At 62.0% G+C, this 13,694-nt stretch carries 17 protein-coding genes and 1 other RNA gene; 10 read left to right on the top strand and 8 right to left on the bottom strand.

Annotation, left to right across the window (positions count from 1 at the left end; translation table 11 throughout):
- Positions 1–15 precede the first annotated feature (15 nt).
- A complete protein-coding gene (locus BJI69_RS20840; RefSeq protein ID WP_046966298.1) occupies positions 16–1,635 on the top strand; it encodes an MASE1 domain-containing sensor histidine kinase in 1,620 nt (539 codons plus the stop codon).
- Positions 1,636–2,052: 417 nt separating this feature from the next.
- Here BJI69_RS20840 and fur read toward each other — a convergent pair whose 3' ends face one another.
- Positions 2,053–2,466, bottom strand: coding sequence for a ferric iron uptake transcriptional regulator (gene fur / locus BJI69_RS20845; protein ID WP_046965876.1), 414 nt, complete (start codon positions 2,464–2,466; stop codon positions 2,053–2,055).
- Between the two features lie 73 nt (positions 2,467–2,539).
- Between fur and BJI69_RS20850 the strand changes: the two genes are divergently transcribed.
- Positions 2,540–3,010 (top strand): outer membrane protein assembly factor BamE, encoded by a 471-nt coding sequence (locus tag BJI69_RS20850; protein ID WP_046965875.1) that lies wholly within the window; start codon positions 2,540–2,542, stop codon positions 3,008–3,010.
- Between the two features lie 9 nt (positions 3,011–3,019).
- Here the strand turns inward: BJI69_RS20850 and BJI69_RS20855 are convergent, their stop codons facing one another.
- Complete coding sequence (locus BJI69_RS20855; RefSeq protein ID WP_244890701.1) at positions 3,020–3,328, bottom strand: RnfH family protein; 309 nt, start codon at positions 3,326–3,328, stop codon at positions 3,020–3,022.
- Positions 3,291–3,719: a type II toxin-antitoxin system RatA family toxin gene (locus BJI69_RS20860; protein WP_046965873.1), complete on the bottom strand. Its 429-nt coding sequence runs from the start codon at positions 3,717–3,719 to the stop codon at positions 3,291–3,293. Before BJI69_RS20860 ends, BJI69_RS20855 begins: the two co-directional genes overlap by 38 nt.
- 80 nt (positions 3,720–3,799) lie before the next feature.
- On the opposite strand from BJI69_RS20860, the gene smpB reads away from it, so the two are divergent.
- The 4 genes from smpB to BJI69_RS22690 all read left to right on the top strand — a co-directional run bounded on the left by smpB (position 3,800) and on the right by BJI69_RS22690 (position 5,335).
- The gene (gene smpB / locus BJI69_RS20865) at positions 3,800–4,300 is read left to right on the top strand and encodes an SsrA-binding protein SmpB (protein WP_046965872.1); all 501 of its coding nucleotides are present in this window, start codon (positions 3,800–3,802) and stop codon (positions 4,298–4,300) included.
- Positions 4,301–4,381: 81 nt separating this feature from the next.
- Positions 4,382–4,777: a transfer-messenger RNA gene (gene ssrA, locus BJI69_RS20870) on the top strand.
- 197 nt (positions 4,778–4,974) lie between these two features.
- Positions 4,975–5,145, top strand: coding sequence for a hypothetical protein (locus BJI69_RS22570; protein WP_154670756.1), 171 nt, complete (start codon positions 4,975–4,977; stop codon positions 5,143–5,145).
- The gene (locus tag BJI69_RS22690; protein ID WP_046965870.1) at positions 5,135–5,335 is read left to right on the top strand and encodes a hypothetical protein; all 201 of its coding nucleotides are present in this window, start codon (positions 5,135–5,137) and stop codon (positions 5,333–5,335) included. Before BJI69_RS22570 ends, BJI69_RS22690 begins: the two co-directional genes overlap by 11 nt.
- Positions 5,336–5,362: 27 nt before the next feature.
- On the opposite strand, the gene BJI69_RS22445 is transcribed toward BJI69_RS22690, so the two are convergent.
- The gene (locus BJI69_RS22445; protein ID WP_125903152.1) at positions 5,363–5,605 is read right to left on the bottom strand and encodes a hypothetical protein; all 243 of its coding nucleotides are present in this window, start codon (positions 5,603–5,605) and stop codon (positions 5,363–5,365) included.
- A 344-nt stretch (positions 5,606–5,949) separates the two neighbouring features.
- Here BJI69_RS22445 and BJI69_RS20890 point away from each other — a divergent pair, with 344 nt between their 5' ends.
- The 3 genes from BJI69_RS20890 (at position 5,950) to BJI69_RS20900 (ending at position 8,801) form a co-directional block, all read left to right on the top strand.
- Entirely contained in the window at positions 5,950–6,249 is a 300-nt protein-coding gene (locus BJI69_RS20890) for a hypothetical protein (RefSeq protein ID WP_046965868.1), read from the top strand.
- Positions 6,242–7,525, top strand: a complete 1,284-nt coding sequence (locus BJI69_RS20895; protein ID WP_046965867.1) for an Nramp family divalent metal transporter — start codon at positions 6,242–6,244, stop codon at positions 7,523–7,525. Before BJI69_RS20890 ends, BJI69_RS20895 begins: the two co-directional genes overlap by 8 nt.
- Before the next feature lie 112 nt (positions 7,526–7,637).
- Complete coding sequence (locus BJI69_RS20900; RefSeq protein WP_046965866.1) at positions 7,638–8,801, top strand: zinc-dependent alcohol dehydrogenase; 1,164 nt, start codon at positions 7,638–7,640, stop codon at positions 8,799–8,801.
- A 124-nt stretch (positions 8,802–8,925) separates the two neighbouring features.
- On the opposite strand, the gene BJI69_RS20905 is transcribed toward BJI69_RS20900, so the two are convergent.
- The 4 genes from BJI69_RS20905 to trhA form a co-directional block, all read right to left on the bottom strand.
- On the bottom strand, positions 8,926–9,393 hold the full coding sequence (locus BJI69_RS20905; protein ID WP_046965865.1) for a PA2171 family ribosome-binding persister protein: 468 nt from the start codon (positions 9,391–9,393) through the stop codon (positions 8,926–8,928).
- 137 nt (positions 9,394–9,530) lie between these two features.
- A complete protein-coding gene (locus tag BJI69_RS20910) occupies positions 9,531–11,045 on the bottom strand; it encodes an arylsulfatase (RefSeq protein ID WP_211258446.1) in 1,515 nt (504 codons plus the stop codon).
- A gap of 293 nt (positions 11,046–11,338) precedes the next feature.
- A complete protein-coding gene (gene cynR / locus BJI69_RS20915; protein WP_046965864.1) occupies positions 11,339–12,238 on the bottom strand; it encodes a transcriptional regulator CynR in 900 nt (299 codons plus the stop codon).
- A 123-nt stretch (positions 12,239–12,361) separates the two neighbouring features.
- The gene (trhA, locus tag BJI69_RS20920) at positions 12,362–13,027 is read right to left on the bottom strand and encodes a PAQR family membrane homeostasis protein TrhA (protein WP_046965863.1); all 666 of its coding nucleotides are present in this window, start codon (positions 13,025–13,027) and stop codon (positions 12,362–12,364) included.
- Positions 13,028–13,304: 277 nt separating this feature from the next.
- Between trhA and BJI69_RS20925 the strand changes: the two genes are divergently transcribed.
- The gene (locus BJI69_RS20925; RefSeq protein WP_046965862.1) at positions 13,305–13,691 is read left to right on the top strand and encodes a response regulator transcription factor; all 387 of its coding nucleotides are present in this window, start codon (positions 13,305–13,307) and stop codon (positions 13,689–13,691) included.
- Positions 13,692–13,694: the final 3 nt, after the last annotated feature.

Genomic DNA, 13,694 nt, shown 5'->3' on the forward strand with positions numbered 1-13,694 from the left:
TGTAACATTCGGGGGATGCGAGTAAACGCCCTCTCCCGGTTCGCCGGCCCCCTGTTCGCCCTCCTCTATGCGGCGGCCTGGATCCTCCTTTGGCCGACGGAACAACCGTATTGGGTGCTGCCTTTCGGCCTGCGCTTCGGCGCCCTCCTTCTGATGAGGACGCGCAACTGGTTCTGGATCCTCGGTGCCGAGATCCTCGCCAGCGCCTTCTGCGAGTGGCGTAGCGGCCTGCCGATCGGCGGTGCGGGCTTCGTGCTGGGCGACGCACCCGAGCCGCTGATGGTCGCCGCCTGTCTCTGGCTGCTGCGCCGCGCCCATCTGCACGCCAGCCTGAACACCCCGGAAGACGTCGCCCGTCTTCTGCTGTCGGCCATGGTCACGGCCACGGTCGCCACGGCCGGCAACGCCGCGATGATGGCCTCGCTGCATCCCGCCGCTCCGGTGGAAATGCTCGGCACCACCTTCGGTAGCGACCTGCTCGGCAACTACCTGGGTGTCCTGCTGGTCGTGCCGGTGATGATCCTCATGTTCCGCGAAAGGCCGACCCAGTCCGCCCTCGCCGAGCTGCTCCTCGACGGCCTGCTGGTCATGCTGCCGTCCCTGGCCATCCTGGTGACCCTCGCCGAGTACTCGCCCCAGCCGCAGTTCGCCCGCGTGCTCTCGTTGGCACCCGTGCTGTTCTTCGCCTTCCGGCATGGCTGGCGCGGTGCCGGCCTGGCCATGCTCATTACCAGCGTCGGCCTCAATGTGACCGAAGACATGATCGGCCGGGGCGCGCCGACGGCCGCCGCCCACCTGTTCCTCGCCGTGGCGGGTACCGGCACTCTCATGCTCGGCGCCGCCACCGACGCCCTGCGTCGAAGCAGCGAGCGTGTCGCCCAGCAGAACACCCACCTGGCCGCCGCCAACCAGCGCCTCGACCAGCTCGCGCGCCAGTTGCGCGATGCCGCGCGCGGCAACCTTCAGGCCGAAGAAGACCTGCGCAAGCACATGGCCGCCGAGCTGCACGACGAGCTGGGCCAGAACCTCACCGCCATCCAGACCCACCTGAAGCTGGCCCAGCAACGATTGGGCAACGCGGGCCTGGACGACATCGGGCAGTCGATCAACGGCATCCTCGGCCACATGCGCCGGGCGCTACATAAGATGCTGGACAGCCTGCGCCCTTCCGTTCTCGACGAGTTCGGGCTGCTCCGGGCGCTGGACGAAGGCCCCGTGCGCGACATGCTGACCGCCGCCGGCATTCACTACGTGACCGACCTGCGGGGCGAACCGCGGCTGCTCGACGACGAGACACTTACCGCTATTTATCGTGTCGTGCAGGAAAGTGCGACCAATGTGGTTCGCCATTCAGGTGCGAAAGAACTGAAATTGCGGCTACGCATCGGACTGCGCGACAGCGGTCCGGTGGCCATCCTCGACATCCGTGACGACGGCACCGGCTTGCCTGCGACCCCGAGGCCAATTCGTACAGACGGTGGCGGGCGCGGCCTACAGGGCATGAGCGATCGCATCACGGCGCTGGGCGGCATCTTTCGCATCCATCCCGAGCCCATCGGACTACACCTGCGCGTGCTGCTACGCAGCACAAGTATCGGAACTCACATAGGAAATTTTCCGATACCGGGTCGGTGAACGGTTCGTTACGATTCCGTCATCGATGTGGGGGAGCCGCCGTCGAGAGACGGTGAGCCCAGGTCGGTCGTGGGGACGATCGACCTGATGAGGCGACAGGATGTCAGCCTCGCCGATGCGAAGTGGTGAAACGTGGATCCAGCGAGCAACTCGCGATTCACGAACCATGGAAACATCGGATCAAGCCGCTGGTGGACAGGAGTCCGCCAGCGGCGTTTTTATGTGTGCCGCCCCAACCCGCAAAACCCCGCTCCCCTGTGGGAGCCGCTTCAGCGGCGATAACCAGATCACCGCAAACCCCATCGCCGGCACAGCCGGCTCCCACAAAAAGCTCAGTCCCCACAAGAAGCCAGCCCCCCAAAGAAAAAGGCCCCCTCTCGGGAGCCCTTCTCATCTGCCAAGCCGCGAAAACCCGCCTCAGCGCTTCTTCTTCGGACGCACATACAGCACCAGGCTGTGATCTTCGATCACATACCCGTGGCGTTCCGCGATTTCATGCTGGAGGCGTTCGATCTCCTCGCTGATGAACTCGATGACCTTCCCGCTGTCCACATCGATCATGTGGTCATGATGCTTGCCGCGATCCAGCTCGTAAACGGCCTGCCCGCCCTCGAAGTTGTGCTTCATGACGATGCCAGCAGCTTCGAACTGGGTCAGTACCCGATACACCGTGGCAAGCCCGATGTCTTCCTGGTGCGCAAGCAGACGCTTGTAGATGTCTTCGGCGGTAAGGTGGCGCTCGTCCGCCTCCTCGAAGATCTGCAGGATCCGCATGCGCGGGTGTGTGACTTTAAGCCCCGCTTTACGCAGTTCTTTTGTTTCCTGGTCCATTAGAGACCCCCTCGCGGTGCCGTCAGGCGCTTAGTGTATCATCGCAGGCTTCACGATCCGGACGTTACTACGCATGCAAAAGCTCATTCGCCGCACGCTGGGTATAGCCATGATGGCGGTCGCCATCGGGGGCTGCAGCCTTATCTATACCCCCGACGTGCAGCAGGGCAACCTGCTCGACAAGAAAAACGTCGAACAGCTGCAGCCGGGTCTGACCAAGCGCCAGGTCCTGGTGCTGCTGGGCACCCCTTCGGTGGCCTCGCCCTTCGATAACGACCGTTGGGACTATGTGTCCACCTTCTCGCATCGTGGCGGGAAGATGACCACCCGTACGCTCACGCTGACCTTCAATAACGACACCCTGGTCCGTACCGAAGGCGATTTCTTCGCCCAGGACGCCCAGCAGCTGCTGAAGGACTCGAAGAAGTACAAGAACGACCCGGTCAACGGCACCAAGGGTGACAAGAACACCAGCGCCAACGACAAGAAGGATGACGACAACGGCGGCATCTTCGGCGGCAGCTCGTCGGACGACAAGAAGTAAGACGGCCCTTCAGGCGCCGCGCTTGGCGCGGCGCCGCCTGGCCTCCATCGGATCGAGCGTGAGCGGCCGGTACAGTTCCACCCGGTCGCCCTCCTCCAGCACACGGTCCGCGGCCACCTTCCTGGCGAAGATGCCCAGTCGGACCGGGTCCGGCGTCACCCCTTCCGGCAGACCGCCTCGAGCCAGCTCGACCGCCTGCCAGGCCGTCGTACCCGACGGCACGACGAGGGCAAGGACGACCTGCCCCTCCGGTCCTGCGTAAGCCACCTCGACGCTGAGCTCAGCCATACTGGCGGCGCGCCTCGTCACAGAAGTCATCGACCATCCGGTTGGCCAGTTGCTGGAAGCCCATCCTCAGCACCGCACCCCCCAGGCCGGCGTAGTCGAAGTCCAGCGCCAGGGCGATCTTGCAGCCGACATCGCCCAACGCCTGGAAGGTAAACACCCCATCCAGCGAGCGGAACGGGCCTTCCACGAATTTCATGGCCAGGCTGTGGGGCTTGTCGGTGGTGTTCCGGGTGGTGAAGCTCTGCTTGATCCCGGCGAACTTGAGATCCAGCCGTGCCACCAGCACGTTGTCTTCCCGCTCGAGCACTTCAGCGGCGTCACACCAGCCGAAGCGCTTTGGGTATGCTTCCACATCGTTGACCAGGTCGAACATCTGCGCGGGCGTGAAAGGCACGATCGCACTGCGGCGGATTTCAATCACTGCTTTGACCTCGTCTCATTTGCCGGCTCACGGACCCGCCGGCCTTGTATCAGGGATCCGATAGACCGATTTTAGCGGACATGGCAAAAGCGAAACCGAAGGACACGGAAAAAGACGGCGGCGGCACGATTGCGCTGAACAAGCGCGCGCGCCACGAATATCACATCGACCAGCGCTTCGAGTGCGGCATGGCCCTGGAAGGCTGGGAGCTGAAGTCCCTGCGCGCGGGCCGGATCAACTTCGGCGAGGGCTGCTACGCGATCATCCAGCACGGTGAGGTTTTTCTCGTCGGTGCCCAGATCCCGCCGCTCATCAGCGCCTCCACCCACGTGATCGCCAACGACCGGCGCACGCGCAAGCTGCTGCTCCATCGCGAGGAAATCGACCGCCTGATCGGCGCCGTCGAGCGCAAGGGCTACACCCTGGTGCCCACCGCGATGTACTGGAAAAACAACAAGGTGAAGTGCGAGATCGGCCTGGCCAAGGGTAAGCAGGACCACGACAAGCGCACCGCGGAGAAAGAGCGCGAGTGGGCGGTCGACAAACAGCGGGTCATGCGCTCCCACAACAAGATGGGCTGACCTGAACGGACGGGCGGCGCCCATTGTGAGTGGCCTGTCCCGGCCATATACTGAGAGATGTAGTCTCACCACGTTTTCCCCGGGGATGTTCTGGTTTCGACGGGGGTAGTGCGATCTACTGGTGCATGCCGAGGGGGTAGCTTTCCTCGTTAAACCAGCTGCAAAAACTATAGTTGCCAATGACAACTACTACGGTAATGACGCTTCGGTGGCTCTCGCCGCCTAAAGCGTTCGGCCCCTAAAAAAGGCCCTACCCCCGAACCGATCTTGTGCTCATGCTCGTCGGTGTAGGGTCACTATCATGAGACCGCCGAAAGACTCTCCATCTGTGGGTCTGACGCTAGATCAATCAGGTATGTCCGTCGGTGCGCTTCGCACACCGTGCTGCTGGCGGACGAGATCTAACGGTGAGCTAAGCATGTAGATCTGGAGATTAAACGCCTTCGGACGCGGGTTCGACTCCCGCCATCTCCACCAATAAAGATGAGCCCCGACCGGAGACGGCCGGGGCTTTTTCTTTGCGGGAGTTGCGACCCGCATCGAGTCTCCGTCTCCTCTGGGGTGCGAATATCAGCTCTGAGCTCTAAGGAGAGGGATCGCCAGATATGCGCGCCAGATCCGTGTTCTGCCTGTTATTTGTCTGCGCCACCACCATCGGAACGGGAGCCTACGGCATGAGTGAGTCCCGCAGCGCGCCTTCTGCGCTTCCCGTATCGCTTCCCTTCGCGGTCGATACCGAAGGCAAGAGCATCACCATCCCCTTCGACGTTCGCCAGGGCGAGGTCGATACGAAACGCCGGCTCATGCATCGTCGCCAGGAATACCGATCAACCCTTGCCACATAGCGACACATCCCAGTGCCGCCTCGAGCTCTACGCCACTGTCGACAATGAATCTCACATCTCCGTATGCGGCTTCTACGCGAAACGATACGGGCACTACGTAGCTGAAGTCTCGACGATAGAACCGATGCCCACGTTCAAGGGCGTCGCCAGCACGATTCGCATCGACAAGTTCTACAACACCGGCGAGTAGCGCCGACTTCAGGTGAGATCTCACTCATCACCGCCTAAGCCACAAACCCAGGTGATGAAAGAGCACCCAATGGTCGCCCTCTCGCTGGAGATAGACCTTGATCTCGTCACCCGGCCGAACCTCAAGGCGCATGGTATTGGTCCCACCCACCCAATGTGCCGGGACGTGGGTATTCGAGTAGCCCGTGAACTGAAGCGAGCGATCCTCCGCCGACAGACTTCCTTTCTCGACGCTACTCACGTCCATCGTCACCGTGTAGTGAGCGGTCACCAGAGCCCCTTCCTTCTTCCCGCGTGGATACGTGGAGTCATCGCGTTCGGAGACCGCCGTTACGCGGCCACTTGCGATCAGCGTTGCGTCAGTCGCCAGTTGCGCGTCGCTGACAGGCGGAACTTCCGCCTGGACTGCCGCGCTAACCGCAAGGCCCAACGCGAACGACACATGAGCCACTACACCGTTCGCGAGGCCTCACCCGTGTCGTCCCGCGCTAACGAGACCCCTGCTGCCGACACATCCTCGCATGCGCCTGCGCCGTACCTCACGCGATCCTCGGGCTTCTGTGATGCAGCGGGCACATTCGTGCTGATAAAAGAGAACCTCACCCGGGGGCAACCATGGATCTCGCATCGCATCTCCTGAGTCCCGAACCTCTGGGTTGGCTCGCCTCGCTTGTCCTGCTGTCGACCATCGGCCGACAAATCTGGAGGCAGGCGCATGCACCCACCGTGGAAGGGGTTTCCAAGTGGCTTTTCATCGGTCAGATGGCAGCGTCCCTGCTGTATCTCGTGTACAGCGTGCTGGTGAAGAATCCTGTTTTCATCGCCAGCAACGCCGCCCTCCTGGTCGCTGGCGTAACGGGCCAAGTGATCTACCTGAGGCGCCGCCATGAGCAGGTCGGGAACGCCGATGCCTAAGCCGAATGAAGACACGCCTCCCAAGCCCAAGGGCCTGAGAAGGTTTCTCGGCGCACTCGGCCCTGGCCTGACCGCAGGGGCCGCGGACGATGATCCCTCCGGCGTCGCCACGTTTTCGGTGGTGGGCGCGAAGTTCGGCACTCAGTTCTTGTGGACCGCCCTTCTCACCTGGCCGCTGATGGCGGTCGTCCAGATGATGTGTGCCCGGGTCGGCATGGTCACCGGCAAAGGCCTGGGCGGGGCGTTGCGGGAGAAGTTTCCGCGCTGGCTCGTCGGCATCGGGGCCGTCGCCCTCCTCGCCGCTAACCTGCTGAACATCGCGGCCGATCTCGCCGGGATGGGCGATGCCATGGAAATGCTGCACGCCGGTCCGCGCCTGCTGTGGGTGTGGGTCTATGGGATCGGCATCTGCCTGCTGGCCATCCGCCTGCGCTATCAACAGCTGGCCAGCGTCCTGAAATGGCTCGCCATGGTCCTCCTGGCTTACATCGTGACGGCCTTTCTGGCGAAACCCCATTGGGGCCAGGTTGCCCACGATACCTTCCTTCCCTCGCTTCCCCACGGCAAGGAGGGATGGAGTTCCCTGGTGGCGCTCTTCGGCACCACGATCAGCCCCTTCCTGTTCTTCTGGCAGGCGAGCCAGGAAGTGGAAGAAGACAAGGCCAAGGGCCGGCGCCTCCTGGCGTGGCGACGCAACGCGACCAGGCGTGAGCTGGGTGACCGCAAGCTCGATGTCTGGACAGGTACGTTCTTCTCGAATCTGGTGATGTTCTTCATCATCCTCACGGCCGCCTTCACCTTGCACGCCCATGGCAAGGACGTGCAGTCGACAAAGGATGCCGCGAGCGCGCTGCAACCGCTGGCTGGCGATTACGCCTTCCTGCTTTTCACCGGCGGGCTGGTCGGTGCGGGACTGTTGGCCATTCCGACGCTGGCGGGTTCGGCGGCATACGCCTTTGCCGAGACCTTCGACTGGGTTTCTGGCCTCGACAAGCGGTTCAAGCGAGCGGTGTCGTTCTATGCCGTATTCATCGTCGCCACGGTCGGCGGTGCGCTGCTGGACCTTTTTCACCTCGATCCGGTCAAGGTGCTTGTCTGGTCGGCCGTCGTCAACGGCATGCTTGCGCCCTTCCTGCTGGTCGCCCTGCTCCTGGTCACGGGCGACAACAAGATCATGCAGGGGCAACCCAGTCCTCTGCTTAACCGAGTCATCGTCGGATTCACGGCGCTGTTGATGTTCGGCGGCTTGGGCGCAATGGCTTTCCTCGGCGCCTAGCGAGAAACCTGACGAGCTCTGTGAAGGCGATCGTCAACCTTGGGGACTCATCGCCCACCTGCCTTTCAACAAGTAGGGACCACGATGCTGCTTTACCCCGGAGGCAGCACGAATGAAGGCACTGACCTATCACGGCTCCAAAGACGTCCGCGTCGAGACCATGCCCGATCCGACGATCCTCGCGGGTGACGACGTCATCCTCCGCGTCACTGCCACGGCCATCTGCGGCTCGGATCTGCACCTGTATCACGGCAAGATTCCAGAGACCCAGCACGGGGATATCTTCGGCCACGAATTCATGGGCATTGTGGAAGACGCCGGCTCCGAAGTGACCAACGTGGCCGTTGGCGATCGTGTCGTCATCCCCTTTGTCATCGCGTGCGGCAAGTGCTTCTTCTGCGAGAACGATCAGTTCGCCGCGTGCGAGACCACGAATCCGGACCAGGGTGCCAGCCTGCGGAAGCGCCCCAAGATGACGCCACCCGCGGCACTCTTCGGCTACTCGCATCTCTACGGTGGCGTTCCCGGCGGTCAGGCGGAGTTCGTCCGCGTACCCAAGGCCAATGTCGGCCCGTTCAAGATTCCTGGCAGCCTTGCCGACGAACGCGTTCTGTTCCTCTCGGACATCCTGCCGACGGGTTATCAGGCGGTGCTGAACGCGAAGATCGAGCGCGGCTCCACCGTCGCCATCTTCGGCGCAGGACCAGTCGGCCTGATGGCGGCCGCTTGCGCACGCATGCTCGGCGCAGAACGTATCTTCATGGTCGATGAGGAACGTTATCGTCTTGATTTTGCCGTCGCCGCGTTTGATGTCATTCCTGTCGACTTCAGCGCCACCGACCCGTCCGAGTTCATCCTCGAACAAACGGCAGGCCGAGGCGTTGACGCCAGCATCGACGCCGTCGGCTTCGAGGCGAAGGGAAGCACCACCGAGACCGTCCTGAGTGCCCTGAAACTCGAGACAAGTTCAGGCGAAGTCGTTCGTCAATGCATTACCGCCACGCGCCGCGGCGGCGTGGTCAGCATCCCCGGCGTCTATGCCGGCTTCATCCACGCCTTCCTGATCGGCGATGCGTTCGACAAGGGCCTCACCCTGGCGATGGGACAGACGCACGTACAGAAGTACCTGCCCGAGCTCCTCAACTTCATTGAGGACGGCAAACTGCAGCCGGACATCATCATTTCACATCGCATGAAGCTCGCTGATGCGGCGCGCGGCTACGAGATCTTCGACAAGAAGGAAGAGGACTGCCGCAAGGTCGTGCTCACTCCCTGAGTTGCTCGCATGACACACCACCGGCGCCGCACGGGCGCCGGTGATATGAGGGAAGATCAGACAGTGCCTAACGCGATCCCGACGTCGCTGTCATCAAGTAAACCCACTCACGGCGAGGTAAAGGTCAGGCGGCCGCTTTGAACTCGGCCAGAAGCTCTGCCTTCCGGGTTTCCATGCGGGCGCCGAGTTCGTTCAGTTCCTCCTTACTCAGAAGCTTCTTGGCGTCCTTGAACATCTCCTGCTCTTCTTCCTCGATGTGATGCTCGATGAGCTCCTTCAACACCTTGGCGCGCCCTGAGAACTGCTCCGTTGCCGGGTCCGTCTTCATCAGGTCGGGCAGCACGAGATCCTCTGCGGCGCGGTGCTCCTCAAGCGCCTCGTAATACATCTTCTCTTCTTCTTTCTTGCCCGCTTCCTTGAACGCCGGATAGAAGATCTCTTCTTCAATCGTCGTATGGGCCTTGAGATTGACGTGGATCTGCTGCAGGAGCTCGCCGCGCTTCTTGACGGCGCGGCTGGTCGAATCGGCCAGCTGTTCGAGAAGGTCTTTGACGAGAGTGTGGTCTTGCTTGAGCAGTGCGATGGCGTCCATGGGTCGTTCCTGGCGGCGGCTGGGAGACGCTAGCCTCGCAGCCCACCGGTGACGGGCCTGTCGCATCGGCAGGTCCTTGCGAACACATCCTGACGACGTTCCTTTCCACGACCGCCTCGCCGCTTCGAGCCGACCCTTCAGCTCTTCGGCACCATAGCCTCCATCACCCTATCGATACTAAACGACGCCGCCTTGGCACGCGGCGGAAACTCCCTGAAACTCTGCAACCACTTGGCCAAAAGCGGTGGCGCAGCGTAAAGCAGGAAATTCTGCTCAAGAAACCAGTCGTTGTACTTGAAGCTCTCCTCGCCCCGCTCGAACGGATCGGCCCGCAGGTCAAAGAATTTCGGTATACGCATTTCGGACAGCGGCTCACGCCAACTCTGCAGTCCCTCGGCACGCTGCTCGGCGAAGACCACTTTCCAGCGCCCCATACGCACGGCCATGCACTCTCCGTCGTCGCTCCAGTAGATAAAGCCCTCGCGGGGCGAGGCTTTCTCCTTGCCCGAGAGAAACGGCAGTAAATTGAAGCCGTCCAGGTGCACCTTGTACGACCGGCCACCCATCTCGAATCCCTTCTTCACTTTCTCGACCAGTTCGGTCTCCGCATTCGCGGCCGCGAACGTGGGAATGAAATCCTGAAGTGACGCGATATCGTTAATCACTCGACCTGGCTCGATCACACCCGGCCAGCGCATCACGCAGGGCACGCGCCATCCGCCCTCCCAATTACTGTCCTTCTCGCCGCGGAACGGCGTGGTCCCGCCATCGGGCCACGTGCAAACCTCGGCGCCATTGTCCGTGGTGAACACCACGATCGTGTTGTCCGCTATGCCGAGCTCGTCGAGTCGATCCAGCAACTGGCCGACGTAGCCATCGAGTTCGACCATCCCATCGGGATATACGCCGAGACCTGTCTTGCCGACCGACTCGGGCTTGAGATGGGTAAAGACGTGCATGCGTGTCGGATTGAAATAGCAGAACCACGGCTCGTCGGACTTGCTCTTGCGGTCGATGAAATCCAACGCCGCGTCGAGGAACTCTTCGTCGACGGTTTCCATGCGTTTGCGGTTCAGCGGACCGGTGTTCTCGATGGTCTGCTTGCCCACCCTGCCGAACTGCGGATCTTCCGTACTGTCGTCCTTGTCCGTCGCTTTCGACCGCATGACGCCGCGAGGTCCGAACTGCTTCCGGAAAGCCGGATCCTTGGGATAGTTCGGATACTCCGGCTCTTCCTCGGCATTGAGGTGATACAGGTTGCCGAAGAACTCGTCGAAGCCATGCACGGTAGGCAGGTGTTCGTTGCGATCACCCAGATGGTTCTTGCCGAATTGACCGGTGGCATAGCCGAAGTGCTTCATGAACTCACCGACACTGGGATCCTCGGCGCTCAGTCCCAGCGTCGCACCCGGCATGCCGACCTTGGTCAGCCCGGTACGTATCGGTGACTGCCCGGTAATGAAGGCCGCGCGGCCTGCGGTGCAGCTTTGCTGACCGTAGAAATCGGTGAAGTTGGCACCCTCTTTCGCGATGCGATCGATATTAGGGGTGCGATAACCCATGATGCCGTTGTTATTGCAGCTGACGTTGAACCAGCCGATATCGTCGGCCATGATGAAAAGGATGTTGGGCTTGCGACTGGCCATCGTCATGCGCTCTGTTCCACGAGAACAACAGCCTGGACTGGCATTCCGGCCGGCGCATCCGAAGAACCCCGGAAACGTAATCAGTGAAGTTACTTAGCACCCATCGCTTCCAACCCTTGCGCCAACCGCTGGCAATCAACCACCTCAGCCTCATGAATCAAGTCAGCCAACAACCGGGTAAGCCCCCGTGCATACTGAAGCCACTCGTGCCGCACCCTCGCTCTGCGCTTCTCACCGCATAGAGCGATGGTTGCCTGCGAGGCTTCGACAGCAACAGCGCAGGCAACGGAAAGACCGTATCAAATCAACTTGAAGTTGCCTGTCGTCCACGACGTGGCCAACGCGACAAACGCACGACACGCCGCCGTCCGATATGCATCCTTGCGTTGAAGGAGCGCCACCGTCCGCTCGGGCATCGCATCGACCAACTGCACCGGGCAAAGCCCTGGGTGATGCTGGGCGACTGCTTCCGGCAGCACCGTCGCAAGACGATCACTATGCTGGACGATCTCGATAATCCCGCTGACCGAATTGGCTTCGATCGCGATAGGCGGCTTGATCCCCTGCTGCTGGCAATGGCGATCGATATGGATTCGCGTAGCGAAGTCCCCATTCAACAGAACGCGCGGCTCACTCGCGAACTCACGAAGCGATAGCGGCTCCTGCCGCGTGGCATAGGGATGCCCTTTGCCCACAACGAGCGCAAGCGTCTCGACGAACCACGCCTGGCTCTCGATCTCCGTCGAGCGCGCGTCCATGAACCCGATGCCGATATCGAGCTCGTCCTGCGCCAGCAAGGCCTCGATCTGGTCCTGATTCATTTCCGTCACGCGGAGGTTGATCCCCGGGTAGGTCGCGTTGAAGCAGGCTACCAAGGGACCGATCAGATAGGCGGTGAACGTCGGCGTCATGGCCAGCCGAAGTTCGCCACGCGTCAGGTCCTGCGCGTCGTGAATGGCTCGTTTGCCGGCATCGAGATCCTGCAGGGCGCGGCGCGCGTACTGCGCATAGGCTTCGCCAGCGTCGGTCAGCCGGATGGTCCGCCCTGTCCGGTCGAGGAGCTGCGCACCCAAGGTGTCTTCCAGCTGCTTCATCTGCTGCGACAAGGTAGGTTGCGACACGTGCAACGCCTCGGCCGCACGCGTGAAGTTCTGGTGCTCCGCGACCGCAAGGAAGTAGCGAATGTGTCGCAGCAGCATGGCGTCTCAACGATAGCGATTGCTTATGATCCGGATCATACGTCGGTCCTGGACGTCCGGGGCACGCGGCATGATTCTACTGCGGGGACACATGGCACGTATCCAGGACTTCGTCAGGCTGGTCTACGCAGGCCTGGGCAACACGTAAAGAAAGACGGCGAAGTAGTGCAGCACGCTCCCCGCCAGCACGAACAGATGCCATAGCGAGTGGTGAAACGGCAAACGCTTCGCGAGGTAGAACGGCACGCCGGCGGTGTACGCCACACCGCCGGCTACCAGCAACATGAGCCCAGCCTTGGGCACGTGCGCTGCCAGGGGCTGGAACGCGGCAATCGCGCCCCACCCCATCGCGACATACATGAACACCGCCGCGTGGTGATACCGCTGCAGGATGCCGAGCTCCAGCACGCTGCCGGCAATGGCCAGTAGCCAGATCACGCCGAACAGGCTGACGCCCCACACTCCCGGTACAGCGATGAGCGCGAAGGGCGTATAGGTGCCGGCGATCAGCCAGTAGATGCCCAGGTGATCCAGCGTCCGCAGGAGCGCGTGCGCGCTGCGATACTGAAAGGCGTGATAGAGCGTCGAGGCGGAGAACAGGAAGATTAGCGTTGCGCCGTAGAGCACGCTGGCGAATACCGCGACCGGCCCACCATACGAGGTGGCTTTCATGACAAGCACGACGAGCCCGGCGATGCTGAGCCCCACCGCCAGCCCATGGACAAGGCAGCTGCCCAGTTCGTCGACGCGTGCATAGGGCACAACGGCGGTGCTTGCATCGGTAGTCATCGGGACGATCCGACTGAGGCAGGGGTCCATCCTGCCATCGCGACGTTGCAGTTTCGGTCTGTCGCGCAGGAATTCCCACTATACGACGCATTCCGCACCGCCGGGCCCCGAATTACCCCTCGGGCATCGCCTTGGGAATATGCCCCGCAGTCACTCTTTTTCCTTCAGCCGACAGGGGTAAAAGGTGTCTCGCAGCCCATGCCAGCGCCATTCCGTAGGCATGGCCCGCTGGAAAAAATATTCCGCCGCACCCCATCGCAGGCGTGCATACTGCGCCATGCCTGAGCCGACCGTCCTCATTCTCGACCCACACCGCGAACTGGCCGAGATGGCCGCCGAGGTCTTGTCGGCACGGGGGTACTCGGTGGCGGTTTCCGGCCATTTCGAAACGGCGCTGACCACGCTGGATTCGGTCCCCACGATCCGGGTCGCGGTCTGCCACGCCACGCTGCCGTCCGGCCGAGGCGACCAGCAGGCCCCGATTCTCGCCGAGCTGGCGTCCCGGGAAGATATCGCCCTCGTGGTTATCTCCTCCCGCCCCTTTGAGGACGTCGAAGGCATTCCTAGCCGCGCAGTGCGACTGGCCAAGCCTTTCGGAGCAAGAGAGCTTCTCGATGCCATCGCGCTGGCGTCCCGGACTGTGGAAGCACACATCCGGGGCTGACGC

Origin of the sequence: Luteibacter rhizovicinus DSM 16549 (genome assembly GCF_001887595.1) — a bacterium.
Classification (GTDB): domain Bacteria; phylum Pseudomonadota; class Gammaproteobacteria; order Xanthomonadales; family Rhodanobacteraceae; genus Luteibacter; species Luteibacter rhizovicinus.

Bases quoted from the DNA above. Each gene is read 5' to 3' on its own strand.
- BJI69_RS20905 (WP_046965865.1), bottom strand. From the start codon at position 9,393: ATGGACGCCATCGCACTGCTCAAGCAAGACCACACTCTCGTCAAAGAC.
- BJI69_RS22570 (WP_154670756.1), top strand. From the start codon at position 4,975: ATGAGTGAGTCCCGCAGCGCGCCTTCTGCGCTTCCCGTATCGCTTCCC.
- BJI69_RS20890 (WP_046965868.1), top strand. From the start codon at position 5,950: ATGGATCTCGCATCGCATCTCCTGAGTCCCGAACCTCTGGGTTGGCTC.
- BJI69_RS20925 (WP_046965862.1), top strand. From the start codon at position 13,305: ATGCCTGAGCCGACCGTCCTCATTCTCGACCCACACCGCGAACTGGCC.
- BJI69_RS20855 (WP_244890701.1), bottom strand. From the start codon at position 3,328: ATGACTTCTGTGACGAGGCGCGCCGCCAGTATGGCTGAGCTCAGCGTC.
- BJI69_RS20895 (WP_046965867.1), top strand. From the start codon at position 6,242: ATGCCTAAGCCGAATGAAGACACGCCTCCCAAGCCCAAGGGCCTGAGA.
- fur (WP_046965876.1), bottom strand. From the start codon at position 2,466: ATGGACCAGGAAACAAAAGAACTGCGTAAAGCGGGGCTTAAAGTCACA.
- smpB (WP_046965872.1), top strand. From the start codon at position 3,800: ATGGCAAAAGCGAAACCGAAGGACACGGAAAAAGACGGCGGCGGCACG.
- trhA (WP_046965863.1), bottom strand. From the start codon at position 13,027: ATGACTACCGATGCAAGCACCGCCGTTGTGCCCTATGCACGCGTCGAC.
- BJI69_RS20910 (WP_211258446.1), bottom strand. From the start codon at position 11,045: ATGACGATGGCCAGTCGCAAGCCCAACATCCTTTTCATCATGGCCGAC.
- cynR (WP_046965864.1), bottom strand. From the start codon at position 12,238: ATGCTGCTGCGACACATTCGCTACTTCCTTGCGGTCGCGGAGCACCAG.
- BJI69_RS20850 (WP_046965875.1), top strand. From the start codon at position 2,540: ATGCAAAAGCTCATTCGCCGCACGCTGGGTATAGCCATGATGGCGGTC.
- BJI69_RS20900 (WP_046965866.1), top strand. From the start codon at position 7,638: ATGAAGGCACTGACCTATCACGGCTCCAAAGACGTCCGCGTCGAGACC.
- BJI69_RS20840 (WP_046966298.1), top strand. From the start codon at position 16: ATGCGAGTAAACGCCCTCTCCCGGTTCGCCGGCCCCCTGTTCGCCCTC.